Origin of the sequence: Mesorhizobium erdmanii (assembly GCF_013170725.1) — a bacterium.
In the GTDB taxonomy this organism is placed as follows: Bacteria; Pseudomonadota; Alphaproteobacteria; order Rhizobiales; family Rhizobiaceae; genus Mesorhizobium; species Mesorhizobium erdmanii.
In genome coordinates, this window is the sequence record NZ_CP033361.1 from 5,055,294 (window position 1) to 5,069,877 (window position 14,584).

Annotated in this window: 15 protein-coding genes and 1 pseudogene; 7 read left to right on the forward strand and 9 right to left on the reverse strand. The window is 63.0% G+C overall.

Translation table 11 applies throughout. The annotated features are described in order from the left end of the window. Positions 1–9: 9 nt before the first annotated feature. From thrC to EB233_RS24645, 4 genes are read left to right on the forward strand one after another with little or no spacing between them, the layout of a single operon-like run. Positions 10–1,407: a threonine synthase gene (gene thrC / locus EB233_RS24630; RefSeq protein ID WP_064989958.1), complete on the forward strand. Its 1,398-nt coding sequence runs from the start codon at positions 10–12 to the stop codon at positions 1,405–1,407. Between the two features lie 14 nt (positions 1,408–1,421). Next, a complete protein-coding gene (locus EB233_RS24635; protein ID WP_027053461.1) occupies positions 1,422–2,714 on the forward strand; it encodes a M16 family metallopeptidase in 1,293 nt (430 codons plus the stop codon). Between the two features lie 14 nt (positions 2,715–2,728). Next, complete coding sequence (locus tag EB233_RS24640; protein ID WP_064989959.1) at positions 2,729–3,328, forward strand: GNAT family N-acetyltransferase; 600 nt, start codon at positions 2,729–2,731, stop codon at positions 3,326–3,328. 3 nt (positions 3,329–3,331) lie between these two features. Beyond that, positions 3,332–6,220: an EAL domain-containing protein gene (locus EB233_RS24645; RefSeq protein WP_027053459.1), complete on the forward strand. Its 2,889-nt coding sequence runs from the start codon at positions 3,332–3,334 to the stop codon at positions 6,218–6,220. 21 nt (positions 6,221–6,241) lie between these two features. On the opposite strand, the gene EB233_RS24650 is transcribed toward EB233_RS24645, so the two are convergent. After that, entirely contained in the window at positions 6,242–6,850 is a 609-nt protein-coding gene (locus EB233_RS24650) for a YqgE/AlgH family protein (RefSeq protein ID WP_027053458.1), read from the reverse strand. A 171-nt stretch (positions 6,851–7,021) separates the two neighbouring features. Here EB233_RS24650 and EB233_RS24655 point away from each other — a divergent pair, with 171 nt between their 5' ends. The 3 genes from EB233_RS24655 to EB233_RS24665 all read left to right on the forward strand — a co-directional run bounded on the left by EB233_RS24655 (position 7,022) and on the right by EB233_RS24665 (position 9,072). Next, complete coding sequence (locus EB233_RS24655) at positions 7,022–7,828, forward strand: protein-disulfide reductase DsbD domain-containing protein (RefSeq protein ID WP_064990001.1); 807 nt, start codon at positions 7,022–7,024, stop codon at positions 7,826–7,828. A 186-nt stretch (positions 7,829–8,014) separates the two neighbouring features. Then, entirely contained in the window at positions 8,015–8,497 is a 483-nt protein-coding gene (locus tag EB233_RS24660) for a peroxiredoxin (protein WP_027053456.1), read from the forward strand. 95 nt (positions 8,498–8,592) lie between these two features. After that, positions 8,593–9,072, forward strand: coding sequence for a DUF2938 domain-containing protein (locus EB233_RS24665; RefSeq protein WP_064989960.1), 480 nt, complete (start codon positions 8,593–8,595; stop codon positions 9,070–9,072). 4 nt (positions 9,073–9,076) lie between these two features. Here the strand turns inward: EB233_RS24665 and EB233_RS24670 are convergent, their stop codons facing one another. The 8 genes and pseudogenes from EB233_RS24670 to EB233_RS24700 all read right to left on the reverse strand — a co-directional run bounded on the left by EB233_RS24670 (position 9,077) and on the right by EB233_RS24700 (position 14,583). After that, entirely contained in the window at positions 9,077–9,661 is a 585-nt protein-coding gene (locus EB233_RS24670) for a histidine phosphatase family protein (RefSeq protein WP_064989961.1), read from the reverse strand. Between the two features lie 40 nt (positions 9,662–9,701). Next, positions 9,702–10,235: a ribonuclease HI gene (gene rnhA, locus EB233_RS24675; RefSeq protein ID WP_064989962.1), complete on the reverse strand. Its 534-nt coding sequence runs from the start codon at positions 10,233–10,235 to the stop codon at positions 9,702–9,704. Then, on the reverse strand, positions 10,232–11,194 hold the full coding sequence (locus tag EB233_RS24680) for a homoserine kinase (RefSeq protein WP_064989963.1): 963 nt from the start codon (positions 11,192–11,194) through the stop codon (positions 10,232–10,234). Before EB233_RS24680 ends, rnhA begins: the two co-directional genes overlap by 4 nt. Positions 11,195–11,199: 5 nt before the next feature. After that, positions 11,200–12,210 carry a 4-hydroxy-3-methylbut-2-enyl diphosphate reductase gene (gene ispH / locus EB233_RS24685; RefSeq protein WP_027053451.1) on the reverse strand — a complete coding sequence of 337 codons (1,011 nt, stop codon included), beginning with the start codon at positions 12,208–12,210 and terminating at the stop codon, positions 11,200–11,202. Between the two features lie 118 nt (positions 12,211–12,328). Further along, a complete protein-coding gene (locus tag EB233_RS24690; protein ID WP_064989964.1) occupies positions 12,329–13,084 on the reverse strand; it encodes an SURF1 family protein in 756 nt (251 codons plus the stop codon). Beyond that, positions 13,081–13,467 carry a DUF983 domain-containing protein gene (locus EB233_RS24695; protein WP_027053449.1) on the reverse strand — a complete coding sequence of 129 codons (387 nt, stop codon included), beginning with the start codon at positions 13,465–13,467 and terminating at the stop codon, positions 13,081–13,083. Before EB233_RS24695 ends, EB233_RS24690 begins: the two co-directional genes overlap by 4 nt. Positions 13,468–13,469: 2 nt before the next feature. Beyond that, positions 13,470–13,586 (reverse strand): annotated as a pseudogene (locus EB233_RS32275) (L,D-transpeptidase family protein); the annotation flags it as partial. A gap of 118 nt (positions 13,587–13,704) precedes the next feature. Beyond that, complete coding sequence (locus EB233_RS24700; RefSeq protein ID WP_064989965.1) at positions 13,705–14,583, reverse strand: cytochrome c oxidase subunit 3; 879 nt, start codon at positions 14,581–14,583, stop codon at positions 13,705–13,707. Position 14,584 lies beyond the last annotated feature (1 nt).

Sequence of the window (14,584 nt, forward strand, 5' to 3'; positions counted from 1 at the left end):
GACTGAGACATGCAATATGTGAGTACGCGCGGGGAAGCACCCGCGCTTGGATTCTCCGATGCCGTGCTGGCGGGCCTGGCCCGCGATGGCGGGCTTTACGTGCCGCGCGAGTGGCCGCGGTTTTCGCCATCGGAGATCCGCGCCATGCGCGGCCTTACCTATCCTGACCTTGCCATCCGCGTACTGTCGCCGTTCCTTGGCGGCGAGATCCCGGCGCCGGTCTTCGAGCGCCTGGTGCGCGAAGCCTATGCCACCTTCCGCCACGAGGCCGTCTGCCCGCTGGTCCAGACCGGCCCCAATACGTTTGTCCTCGAACTCTTTCATGGACCGACTTTGGCGTTCAAGGACGTGGCGATGCAGCTGCTCGCCCGGCTGATGGACCATGTGCTTGCCGAACGCGACCAGCATGCCACCATCGTCGGCGCCACCTCGGGCGACACCGGCGGCGCGGCGATCGACGCCTTTGCGGGTCGCAACCGCACCGACATCTTCATCCTTTTCCCGCATGGCCGTGTCTCGCCGGTGCAGCAGCGGCAGATGACGACCTCGAAAGCCGAGAACGTCCATGCGTTGGCGATCGAAGGCAATTTCGACGACTGCCAGGGCCTGCTCAAGGACATGTTCAACGATCATGCCTTCCGTGACCGGGTAGCGCTGTCAGGGGTCAATTCGATCAACTGGGCGCGCATCATGGCCCAGATCGTCTATTATTTCTCCTCGGCACTGTCGCTCGGCGCGCCCGACAGGCCGGTGTCGTTCACGGTGCCGACCGGCAATTTCGGCGATATCTTCGCCGGCTATGCCGCCAAGAAAATGGGCCTGCCGATCGAAAGGCTGGTCATCGCCACCAACGACAACGACATACTGGCGCGCACTTTCGCGTCAGGTGAATACCGCACCAAGGGCGTTTTCGCGACCACGTCGCCGTCGATGGACATCCAGGTGTCGTCGAATTTCGAACGCCTGCTGTTCGAGGCCTCCAACCGTGACGCGGCGACCGTGCGGCGCTACATGGACAGCCTGAAGCAGTCCGGCGCCTTCACCATAGAAGCCCGCGAAATCAATGGGATGCGGTCCGAGTTCGACGCCGGCCGCGCCACCATGGACGAGGTCGCCGCCACCATCCGCTCGACGCTTGCGGCCAGCAATTACCTGCTCGATCCGCACACGGCCGCAGCCATGCACGTCGCGGCGGGCAAGGCGGCTGGCACTGTGCCGATGGTGGTGCTGGGCACCGCCCATCCGGCAAAATTCCCGGCCGCCGTCGAGGCCGCCTGCGGTATCTCGCCCGCCCTGCCCGCATGGCTAGGTGGATTGATGACATTTGAGGAAAAATACACGGTACTTCCATCCGACCTGAAAATGGTGGAAGATTACGTCAGTCGCCGCGCGCGGGCGGCGCGTTAGGGAGTACGAGCCATATGGGTGTTGAGGTAAGCCGTCTGTCGAACGGCCTGACAGTCGCCACCGAAACCCTTCCAAGTATCGAATCGGTTGCCTTGGGTGCCTGGGTCAAGTCGGGCGCTCGCAATGAACGTGACGAAGAGCATGGCATGGCCCATCTGCTCGAGCACATGGCGTTCAAGGGCACGAAGCGGCGGACGGCCTTCGAAATCGCCTCCGAAATCGAGGATGTCGGCGGCGAGATCAATGCCGCCACCAGCGTCGAGACCACCTCCTACTACGCCAGGGTGCTCTCTGGCGACGTGCCGCTAGCCGTCGACATTCTTGCCGATATCCTGCAGGAATCCGAATTCGACCCGCAGGAACTCGAACGCGAACAGCACGTCATCCTGCAGGAGATCGGCGCCGCGCACGACACGCCGGACGATATCGTCTTCGACCGCTTCACCGAGACCGCGTTTCGCCATCAGACCATCGGCCGCTCTATCCTTGGCACGCCGGAGACCGTCAAATCCTTCACTTCCAAGCAATTGCATGACTTCATCGAACGCCAGTATGGCGCCGAGCGGATGGTGATCGTGGCTGCCGGCGACATCAAGCACGACAATTTCGTGCGCGAGGTCGAGAAGCAGCTCGGCGGCTTCCGCAGCAAGGCCGACAGCACCATTCCGCAATATGCGCAATATGTCGGCGGCGACTTCCGCGAGGACCGCGACCTGATGGACGCGCAGATCGTGCTGGGCTTCGAGGGCCGCGCCTACCATGTGCGCGACTTCTACGCCTCGCAGGTGCTGTCGATGATCCTCGGCGGCGGCATGTCATCGCGCCTGTTCCAGGAGGTCCGCGAGAAGCGAGGCCTGTGTTACTCCGTCTATGCCTTCCACTGGGGCTTTTCCGACACCGGCATTTTTGGCGTCCATGCCGCGACCGGCCAGAGTGACATCGCGGAGCTGGTTCCCGTCATCATCGACGAACTGCAAAAGGCCGGCGAGAACATCCTGCAGGAAGAACTCGACCGTGCGCGCGCCCAGTATCGCGCCGGGCTGATCATGTCCGCCGAAAGCCCAGCCAGCCGCGCCTCGCAGATCGCCAGGCAGCTTCTTTTGTTCGGCAGGCCGATCGCCAAGGAGGAGTTGATGGAGCGCCTGTCGGCGCTGACAGTCGAGCGGCTGACCGATCTGTCGTCGCGGATGTTCTCGACCAAGCCGACGCTTACCGCTGTCGGGCCCGTGGGTACGCTGGCACCATATGAGGCGATCCTCGATTCGCTTCCGGGCACGCAGACCACGGCCCGCAGGCTCGCCGTCTAAGCCTCTCAAACGTCGTGTTCGCGCTCCCTTTCTTTCGCCGTGACCTGCCGGCGCTGAAGGGCAGCCTCGTCACGTTGCGCGTACCATTCACCAATGACTATCGGGAATGGTCGACGCTGCGCGGCGAAAGCCGGGCCTTCCTGGAGCCGTGGGAGCCGCGCTGGACTCCCGACGAGCTCGACCGCACCGCATGGCGCCTGCGCATCAGCCGCTACCGCGAGGACTATGCGCAAGGAACGGCGATTGCCTTCTTCATCTTCGAGAAGTCGAGCGGCAAGCTGGCCGGCGGCATCACGCTCGGCAACATACGCCATGGTGTCTCGCAGAGCGGCCATGTCGGCTACTGGATCGGCGAGCGCTTCGGCGGGCGCGGGCTGATGACCGACGCGGTCAAGGTCGTGGCCCGCTTCGCCTTCGATACGCTGAGGTTGCACCGGATCGAAGCGGCCTGTATTCCCGACAATATCAGGTCGATACGCGTGCTTGAAAAAGCCGGATTCCGGCGCGAAGGACTCTTACGATCCTATCTCAGGATCAACGGCGTCTGGCACGACCACTACCTCTACGCCCGAATCGCGGACGATCCGCTGGGCAGCGCAGGAACGAAGGACTGATTTTTGACGAATTTCCTGCGAAACGGGCCGTTCTTCGCCTTTGTCCTCGCGGCAATCGTGACGCTGTGCGCGGCTTCGTCGGCCTTTGCCGTCGAACCGATCAAGATTGCCCGCGACGACGTCGCGCTGGATCTTTCGGGCGCCGTCGAAATCTACCGCAACCAGGGTGAGAATTTTCAGGTATCGACCGCGCCCGGGCCGGACGGCATCGTGCGGCGCATCGAGGTCGAGGCCAACGACGCGCGCTCGACCGGTGACTGGGCGGTGTTCGCGCTCGCCAACACTACCGATCAGCAGCTCGACAGGCTGATTGTCGCGCCGCATTTCCGGCTGGTGAATTCGGGCATCTTCTGGCCCGATCTCGGCTCGACGCGCATCGCCGCCATCACGCCCAGTGAAGGCTTCGCGCTCGACCGGCAGACCAGCCCCGACGCCGACGTGTTCCGGGTGACGCTGAACCCGGGAACGGTGATCACCTTCATCGCCGAGCTTGCCTCGCCGAAGCTGCCGCAAGTCTATCTGTGGGACCCGGAATCCTACAAGGACTCGGTCAATTCCTACACGCTGTTTCGCGGCATCGTCATCGGCATCGCCGGCCTTCTGGCGCTGTTCCTGACCATTCTTTTCGTCGTCAAGGGGACGTCGATGTTCCCGGCGACCGCGGCCCTTGCGTGGGCGGTGCTTGCCTATATCTGCGTCGATTTCGGCTTCCTCAACAAGGTCATCGAGATATCGCCCGGCAACGAGCAGATGTGGCGAGCGGGAACGGAGGTGGCGCTCGCGGCGACGTTCGTGGTGTTCCTGTTCGCCTATCTCAACCTCAACCGATGGCATGGCCATTTCAGCTATGGCGCCCTGGTCTGGATTCTGGGCCTGCTGCTGATCGCCGGTGTCGCCATCGTCGATCCGGCGGTCGCCGCCGGCATCGCCCGCATATCCTTTGCCGCCACCGCGTTGACCGGGCTCGGCCTGATCATCTTCCTCGGTATTCGTGGTTATGATCGAGCGATCATGCTGGTGCCCAGTTGGGTCATGGTGCTGTTGTGGCTGTGCGGGTCGTGGATGGCGATCACCGGCATGCTGGACAATGACATCGCCCAGCCGGCGCTCGGCGGCGGGCTGATCCTGATCATCCTGCTGATCGGCTTCACCGTCATGCAGCACGCCTTTGCCGGTGGCGCGCTGCATCAGGGACTGTTCTCCGACCTCGAACGCCAGGCGCTGGCGGTTGCCGGATCCGGCGACACGGTCTGGGACTGGGACGTTCTGCGCGACCGGGTCGTGACCAAGCCCGATGTCAGCATCCAGCTCGGCCTTGCCCCGAACAGCCTTGGGGGCGCCGCGCGCAACTGGCTGCCGGTGCTGCATGCCGACGACCGCGACACGTTCCGCACGACGCTCGACGTGGTGCTGGAGCACCGGCGCGGCCGGGTGGCGCAGAACTTCCGCCTGCGTGGCGCCGACGGGCATTATCACTGGTTCGCCCTACGGGCGCGGCCAGTGATCGGATCGGACGGCGAGGTCATCCGCTGCGTCGGCACCATGGTCGACGTCACCGAGCAGAAGAAGTCCGAGGAGCGGCTGCTGCACGACGCCGTGCACGACAATCTGACCGGTCTGCCGAACCGCGAATTGTTCATGAACCGGCTGGAAGCGATCATCTCGATCGCCCGAACCGAGGAGAAGGTGCGCCCGACCGTCTTCGTCATCGATATCGACCGCTTCAAGCAGGTCAATGACGGGCTCGGCATCTCGGCCGGCGACACCATCCTGCTCACCATAGCGCGCCGCCTGCACCGGCTGTTGAAGCCGAAGGATTCGTTGTCGCGCTTCGCTGGCGACCAGTTCGCGCTGATGCTTTTGTCCGAACAGGACCCTGCCCGCATCGCCGGCGTGGCGGACGCCATCAAGCATGCCATCAACAACCCCATCACTTTCGCCAAGCGCGAAATCGTCCTGACCGCCTCGATCGGGCTGATCACCTGGACGTCGGCGCAGACCTCGGCCGAGGACATGGTCAAGGATGCCGAGCTTGCCATGCATCAGGCCAAGCGGTTTGGCGGCGACAGGATCGAGCCGTTCCGCCCGGCTTTCCGCACCGTCGGCACGGACCGGCTGCAGTTCGAATCCGACCTGCGGCGCGCCATCGAGCGGCGCGAATTCACCCTTGCCTACCAGCCGATCGTGCGGCTCGAGGACGGCAGCGTCGCCGGCTTCGAAGCCTTGTTGCGCTGGGACCATCCGCGCCGCGGCATGATCCCGCCGGCGGATTTCATCCCGGTCGCCGAAAGCTGTGGGCTGATCGTGCAACTCGGCCTGTTCGCCATGCAGCAGGCGGCCGAGGATCTCGCCGGATGGCAAAAGCAGATCGGCGACGCGCCGCTGTCGGTGTCGGTCAATCTGTCCAGCCGCCAGCTCATCCGCCGCGACCTGGTCAGCGATGTCCGCTCGGTCATCGCGCGCGCCAATTTGAAGCCGCGCTGCTTCCGGCTCGAACTCACCGAGTCGCTGGTCATGGACAACCCCGAGCAGACCGCTCATGTGCTGACCAAGCTGAAGCAGCTAGGCATTGGCCTGTCGCTGGACGATTTTGGCACCGGCTATTCCTCGCTCGCCTATTTGACGCGGTTCCCGTTCGACACCATCAAGATCGACAAGAGTTTCGTCGACGACAACACGCCCAAACGTGCCGTGCTGCTCAAGTCGATGGTCAACATGGCGCATGAGCTCGGCCTGTCGGTGGTCGCCGAGGGCATCTCGGACGAACGCGACGCGTTGGAACTGCGCCAGATGGGCTGCGAATATGTGCAGAGCTTCATGTTCGGAGCGCCTATGCCGGGCGACCAGGTGCTGAAGACGCTGAAGGAACAGTATCCGCTGACGCAGGCTTAGAGGCTGCGTGGGTCTGGGAGGTCAGGCGTGCCCTGCGGCTAGGCTCAAATGCGCGAGATCGATCCCGATCGAGGCGAGGATGCGATCGTATTTTCGCTCGATGTCGGCGTCGAACAGGAGCTCGGGGCTGGCCGGACAGGTCAGCCAGCCATTCTCGGCGATCTCGGTTTCCAGTTGGCCAGCGCCCCAGCCGGAATAACCCAGCGCCATCAGCGCGTGACGCGGGCCGCGGCCCGACGATATGGCACGCAGAATGTCGACCGTCGCGGTCAGGCAGATATCGTCGGAAACGGTCAGCGAGGATTCCACGCGGTAGTCGCCCGAATGCAGGACGAAGCCCCGGCTGCGATCGACAGGCCCGCCATTGCGCACGACGAAATCGCGCGCCTGCGCCGGCAGTCGGATCGCTTCCTGCTCGTTCATGATGCCGAGCTGCACCAACAGATCCGGAAACAACATCTGCTGTGTCTGGTTGATGATCAGGCCCATCGCGCCTTCATCGCTGTGCGCGCAGATGTAAATGACCGAGCGCGTGAAACGGTCGTCCTTCATGCCGGGCATGGCGATGAGGAACTGATCGTCGAGAAAGCCGCGTTCAGCAGCCGTCTTTTTGTGGCGCAGCAAATCCATGTCTGGGAGGGTACCGTGTTTCCCTGGCGCCGAAAAGATGGGCCACGCCGGATTCGACCAAAGCCCATGATGCCAGGCCGCCATGGCTTGTCAGCGAAGGTCACGCAAATATGATATCAACAACGCCGTGAAACCATTGCGCGGCCATGAATGGACGATCAAATCACCGCCATGCAAAGCTTGAAAATCCTGCTGCTCGGCGCCGCCATCGGATCGGCGACTGTCCTGCCCGCTTCTGCCTCGTCGTCGGCCTGGTACAACAGCGAAGGCGGCAAAGTGCGGCTGGTGACATCGGGCAAACCCGACGAGGCCGGCCGTATCCTCGGCGTTCTCGACATCGCGCTCAAGCCAGGCTGGAAGACCTATTGGCGCGACCCGGGCGACGCCGGCGTGCCGCCCCAACTCGACGTTTCGGCCAGCACCAACATAGCCGGTGCCACTCTCGCGTTCCCGGCACCTCAACGCCACGACGATGGTTATGGCAAATGGGCCGGCTACAACTATCCGATTTCGCTGCCTGTGACCTTCAAGCTGGCGACGCCGGACCAGCCGGCGGTGATCGATGCCGATATCTTCCTCGGCATTTGTGAAACGATCTGCATCCCCGTGCAGACACGGCTGACCGTCGACCCGACTTCCGAGCCTGACAACGCCGACGACGCGGCCCTGGTTAAGGCAAGTTTCATGGCTTTGCCGGCACCGGCAAAGCCCGATTTCGGTGTCAATGTGCTGCCGGGCGATCACGAGACGCTGGTTGTCGAGGCGAGTTTTCCCGGTGCCCCGGAGGCAGCGGATTTCTTCGTCGCCGGCGAGCGGGACTACATGTTCGGAACCCCTTCCCGCAGCGAAAAGGACGGCAAGCTGATCTTCACCGTGCCGATCCTCGACCGGCCTTCGACGACACCCACGGATGGCGGACTTCACTACACGCTGACGAGTTCGGCGGGCGCGGTCGAGGGGCTTTTGCCTTTTCCTTGAAGCGCGCTGTATTGAAACGAACTCATGCGATGCGCTTCGAGGTCGTCTTCTTGAACATGTCGTTGCCCCAAAACCGCTGCGCACTTTTGGCGACATGTACTGATCCAGCCTGCCCAAACGGTTGCAGGAGGCCGCCGAGTTCGCTACGCAAGCACGCGTCCTTCCCCATTCCCAAGCGAGGAACTCATGACTATTTCCGTTGGCGACAAGCTGCCCGAGGCAACTTTCAAGACGATGACCACCGACGGCGCGAAAGCGATCACGTCGGCCGAGATTTTCACCGGCAAGAAGGTGGTTCTGTTCGGCGTTCCGGGCGCCTTCACGCCGACCTGCAGCAACAACCACCTGCCCGGCTATCTCGAAAACCATGACGCCATCCTGGCGCGTGGCGTCGACACCATCGCCGTCGTTTCGGTCAACGACGCCCACGTCATGGGCGCCTGGGCGCGTTTCACCGGGGGGGAAGGCAAGATCCTGTTCCTCGCCGACGGAAATGGCGATTTCGCCAAGGCGGTCGGTCTCGATGCCGATTATTCCGGTGGCGGCATGGGCCTGCGCTCGAAGCGGTTTTCAATGATCGTCGACGACGGCAAGGTCACCGCGCTCAATGTTGAGACCAAGCCTGGCGTCGACGAGTCCGGCGCGGCCCATATTCTGGGGCAGCTCTGAGCTTCAGCGACCGCGTCGGGCGAGACCGCAACTGCCGGCCTCGCCCGACAACCGGTTGGACTACAGAACGGCCGGCTTCCGGGGGGATTTCAGCGATGTTTGATATCTTGTGGCGCGCTATCGCGATCGGCATCGGCGCCACGGTGCTGATGGATATCTGGGCTTTCTTTCTTCACTGGGCATTCGGCCAGCCGCGACCGAACTGGGGGCCGCCCGGCCGCTGGGTGTGGCACCTCAAGGACGGCAAGGTCTTCCACGACGATATCGCCAACGCGACACCTTACGCCCATGAAGTAGCGCTGGGTTGGGCCTTCCATTACTTCACCGGCATCGTCTACGGCATCATCCTCGTCGCGTTGACTGGCGCGGCCTGGCTAGCCGCGCCGACTTTCCTGCCGGCCTTCATCCTCGGCATAGTAACCATCGGCGCCGGCTGGTTCCTGCTGGCACCCGGCATGGGCGCCGGATGGGCGGCCTCGAAGCGGCCCAATCCGATGCGGGTCCGGGCGCTCAACCTGGTGTCGCACACGGTGTTCGCGCTCGGGCTTTGGGGCACCGCGCTGCTGATCCGCTGAGGATTCAGGGCTGTTCCAGTCTGTCGATCGGCCGCCATCCGTGGATGAGGTGACGCGCACCGATATCGTAGGCAAAATAGTTGCCGCCGCCCGCTGGCTGATCCGCTTCGCGGCTGATCTCCCGCCCACTGAAAGACAGCAGCAGGAGCGTTCCAACACCTCCATGGCCGATGAATGCAATGTCGCCGGCCCCGGCCCCATGAAGCACGGCCTCGACCTCGCTCACAATGCGCTGCTGAGCATCGATCGCCCGCTCCCAGTCACGAATGCTCTCGTGCGGACTGGCGAAGAACTGATCGGCGACCGCTTCGAACTCCGGCGGCGGCAGGAAGCCCGTCGCCGACCGGTCGTTCTCATGCATGCGTTCCCTCACCTCGACGGCAAGATCGAGGTGCCGCGCGAGCACCTCGGCGGTTTCAACCGCCTTGCGTTCGCCCGAGGATACCAGACGCATGATCGATCCGACCCATGGCTGGCTCAGCATCGCCTGCGCCCTCGCGCGCCCGACGTCGGACAAGCCCCAATCCGGCACGGGAACGCTGGCGTCGATCTGAACCTGAGGATGGGTGATGTAGTAGGCGATCGGCACGACAGGATCTCCCGTCAGTCGAGGGCCGCGGAGCCGGGCCTCAATAGCTTTGGGTCGAACGACGCGCCCTCGGAGCTGCCGGCTGCTTTGCCTGGAGATCCGGCTTCGGAGCGGACACCGCTGGCTTGAAAGAGCCCTTCTTGAACGGCGCCATGCCTTCCCTGGCCAATTCGTCGGCGCGTTCGTTCTCGGCGTGGCCGGCATGGCCCTTGACCCAGTTCCAGGTCACTTTGTGGCGGCGATTGGCTTCGTCGAGCGCCTGCCACAGTTCGCCGTTCTTGACCGGTTTCTTGTCGGCGGTCCTCCAGCCGTTCTTCTTCCAGCCATGGATCCACTTGGAAATGCCGTCCATGACATATTTGCTGTCGGTGTGAAGCTCTACCGTGCAAGGCTCCTTCAACGCGTTCAGCGCCGAGATGGCGGCCAGCAACTCCATGCGGTTGTTGGTCGTCTCGGCCTCGCCGCCCGATAATTCCTTGGTCTTGCCGTTGAAGCGCAGTATGGCGCCCCAGCCGCCGGGGCCTGGATTGCCCGAACAGGCGCCGTCGGTGAAGATTTCAACCTCTTTGGTCATGTCAGTCCGTATTCCGAAGGAGATCTGATTGCGCGGTGGAAGCGCATGCGGCGGATGTATTCGGTGGGGTCGCGTTTCATGACCAGCCCGCCATCGGGAACGGTCAGCCAGTCGTAGAGCCGGGTCAGCATGAAGCGCAATGCCGAACCGCGTGCCAGCATCGGCAATGCCGCCTTTTCCTCGCCGCTCAGCGGACGCACACTCTGATAGCCAGCGAGCAGCGCCTTGCCCTTGGTGAGGTTGAAGGAAAAATCCTTCTCGAAACACCAGGCATTGAGGCAGGTGGCAACGTCGTAGGCGTAGAGGTCGTCGCAGGCGAAATAGAAGTCTATCAAGCCGGAGAGTTTTTCGCCCAAGAAGAAGACGTTGTCCGGAAAAAGATCGGCATGGATGATGCCCTCGGGAAGGTCTTTCGGCCAATTGCGCTCGAAATCGGCGAAATCGGCGTCGACCTCGGCCGCCAGGCCCGGCTCGACCTCGTCGGCTCGGTCACGGGCCGCATCCCAAAGCTTGCGCCAGCCGTCGATGGCCAGAGCGTTCGGGCGGGTCATCGGAAAATCGGCACCAGCAAGGTGCAGGGCGGCCAGCGCCTTGCCGACCTCGGCGCAGTGCGTCGCCGTCGGCCGCCGCAGCGACAACCCTTCGAGGAAGGTGATGATGACCGCCGGCCGGCCGGCCAGCGTGCCGATCACACTGCCGTCATGCGCGGTCACCGGCAGCGGGCAGGACACACCCTTGTTGGCGAGATGGCCCATCAGTCCGAGGAAAAACGGCAGATCGGCTTTCTCGACGCGCTTTTCATAGAGCGTCAGTATGTAGGAGCCGCAGGAGGTGTGCAGCAGGAAGTTTGAGTTCTCTGTGCCCTCGGCAATGCCCTTGTAGGACAGGAGATCGCCGACCGGGTAGTGTTTCAGGAAAGCGCCGAGTTCGCCCTCCGCAACGTCGGTATAGACCGCCATGTGTCTTACGCGGCCCCGTTGACGAAGGCCATGTCGGCCGGCGTCAGTTCGACATCGCGCAATACCCGCATGACCGGAAAATCCTCTGTTTCGGTGGCCGTTATGGCCAGGTCGATGGTGACATCGAAGCGCTGGCGGAACGCGTCGATGATCTCGTCGACGATGATCTCCGGCGCCGATGCCCCTGCCGACAGGCCGAGCGTCGAAATGTTGCCGATGTCATTCCACGGAATCTCGGCGGCGCGCTGTACGAGAAGCGACATGGTGGCGCCGGCACGCTCAGCCACTTCGACAAGGCGACGCGAATTGGAGGAATTGGGAGCGCCGACGATCAGATAGAGATCAGCGCCTGGGGCAGTGTCCTTGACCGCTTCCTGGCGGTTGGTGGTGGCGTAGCAGATCGATTCCGCCGCCGGCGCCTGCAGGTCGGGAAAGCGGTCCTGCAGCGCACGGATGATGCCGGCTGTGTCCTCGACCGACAGCGTGGTCTGGGTGACGAAGCCAAGCGCCTTCGGGTCGGCGGGCACCAGCGTCGCGGCGTCGGCTTCGGTCTCGATCAGCGTCACCGCGCCCTCCGGCAATTGCCCCATCGTACCGATCACCTCGGGGTGTCCGGCATGGCCGATCAACAGCACATGGCGGCCGAGCCGCTGGTGGCGCATCGCCTGCTTGTGCACCTTCGAAACCAGCGGACAGGTGGCGTCGAGGTAGAACAGGTTGCGCGCCTGCGCGTCCGCCGGCACCGATTTCGGCACGCCATGGGCCGAGAAAACGACCGGCGACTGCCTGTGCTCGGCCGGAATCTCGGAAAGCTCCTCGATGAAGACGGCGCCAAGGCTTTGCAGACCCTCGACGACGTAGCGATTGTGAACGATCTCGTGGCGGACATAAACCGGTGCGCCGTATTTCTTCAGCGCCAGCACGACGATCTGGATGGCACGGTCGACGCCGGCGCAAAAACCGCGCGGCTGGCAGAGCCGGATCGTCAGAGGAGGCTTGGCGATTGTCTGAAGCATTGAATCCTGGCCGGTTCGTCAGCGCCGAAATGAGGTGCCTACCCCTGTTCTGTCAAGAGCGGGCTCTGTCAAGAGCGGGCCCTGTCAAGGGTGTCGATAGAAAGAGGGCTGCTTGCCTTCATTCCTCTTTCGCAGGACGGCGAAGCCGCAGCACAAGCACGGCGGCGAGTGCCGCGGCAAGCCCGTACCAAGTCATTGCATATTGCAGGTGGCTGTTCGGCAGGTCGATGATGGTGACGCCGCCGATCGGCAAGCCGCCAGGATTCGGCGTCTTGTCGGCATCGATGAAGATCGGCACCAGCGTGAAGCGTGCCGGCAGGCCGGCGCTCGCCGCCATCACGTCGCGGTCCTTCCAGTAGAAGATGTTCTTGGCCACATCATTGTCGGGGAGCATCATCGACGGCTTTGCCGGCAGTGGATTGCGGGCAAGTCCGGTGATCGTGACCCTTCCCGCCACCTGCCCCTTGGCGCGCTTGGCGGCATCCTTGAGGTCGTAAGGGACGAAGCCGCGATTGATCAGCACGAAGCGGCCATCGTCCAGCGCCAGCGGCGTGTAGACGTTGAAGCCGGCGTCACCTTCCCAGGTCGCGTAGAAATGCCGCTCACCGGCATGCAGGAAGGTGCCAGAGACCGTGACCGGCGTGTAGTCGACGTCGCCGGTCGAGGCGAATTGCTTCTCGACCTCGGCCAGCGGCAGCGGCGCCGAATGGGTGCGCTGGTCGATGGTCTGCAGCAGACCTTCCTTCCAGTGCAGGCGCTGGACCTGCCAGGTGCCGAGCGCCAGCAGGATCAAGAGCAGCATCAGACCAAGGCCGAGCAGCAATGCCGATCGTGGCCGCGAACGGCCGTCACTGTTTACCGATGCCCCGCTCATTCGCCGCGGTCCAACCTGCCTTCGGCTGCCTTGTTGGCATATTGCAGGGTGAGCAGCACGCCCTTGATCAGCCGCAGAGCCGTCAGGCACAGCACGAGGGTGAGCGGAACCCAGACCAGCAGATGCAGCCACAGCGGCGGGCTCAGCGTCACGTCAACCCAGAGCGCCAGGCCGACGATGATGAAGCCGATGATCAGGATGACGAAGACCGCCGGTCCGTCACCGGCATCGGCGTAGGAATAGTCGAGGCCACAATTGACGCAACGTTTGCCGACGGTGAGGAAGCCGGAAAACAGCCTCCCCTCGCCGCAGCGCGGGCAACGGCCGTGAAGGCCAGCCGAAATCGGATCAATCGGAGGCCAGATCGCTTTGTCGTCATTCATCGCTATTGCTCGATCTTGATCGGTGTCCCATCGGCCACCATTGCCCAGATTTCGTCCATGTCGGAGTCCGTAATCGCAATGCAGCCGTCGGTCCAGTCGACCAATTGAAGCAGCCAGCCGCACCCGCAAAGGGAATTATCAGCCGCATCGGCGATCGATCGGCGATCATTGCTCCGAAAAGAAGAAGGCGGCCACGTCGCCGCGGCCGCCTTCTCGAAATCGAAATCCCAACCGGGATCAGTGGCCTTCGATGACCGCGCCGACCGATCCCCAGACGTAGATGGAGGCGAACAGGAACAGCCAAACCACGTCGACGAAGTGCCAGTACCAGGCCGCCGCCTCAAAGCCAAAATGCTGCTTGGGGGTGAAGTCACCCTTCATCGCCCTGACCAGGCAAACCAGCAGGAAGATGGTGCCGATGATGACATGGAAGCCGTGGAAGCCGGTCGCCATGAAGAAGGTGGCGCCGTAGATGGAATCCTTGAAGCCAAACGGAGCGTGCATGTACTCGTAGGCCTGCACCATGGTGAACAGCATGCCGAGGCCGACGGTCAGCACCAGCCCGTTGATCAGCCCCTTGCGATCGCTATGAATGAGCGAATGGTGCGCCCAGGTCACCGTGGTGCCCGACAGCAGCAGGATGATGGTGTTGTAGAGCGGCAGATGGAAGGGATCGAGAACTTCCATGCCCTTGGGCGGCCAAACACCACCGGTGAACGTGTGGCGCGCGTAGTTCTGCGCCTCACCGGCAAAAAGGCTGGCGTCGAAATAAGCCCAGAACCAGGCAACAAAGAACATCACCTCGGAGGCAATGAACATGATCATGCCGTAGCGCAGATGAAGCGAGACGACCCGCGTGTGATGGCCCTCATGCGCTTCCTTGATCGTGTCCGACCACCAGGCGAACATGGTGTAGAGCACGATCACGAGGCCGATGAAGAACAGCCAGGGATTGGCGATGTTGAAGCCGAAGATCGGGAACGTTCCGCCCTTCAGATACTCCATCAGGGCGACACCGCCAAAAGCCATGACGAGCGCGCCGATCGAGCCCAGGAAGGGCCACGGGCTCGGGTCGACGAGATGATAGTCGTGATGTTTTGCGTGCGCGTCTGCCATA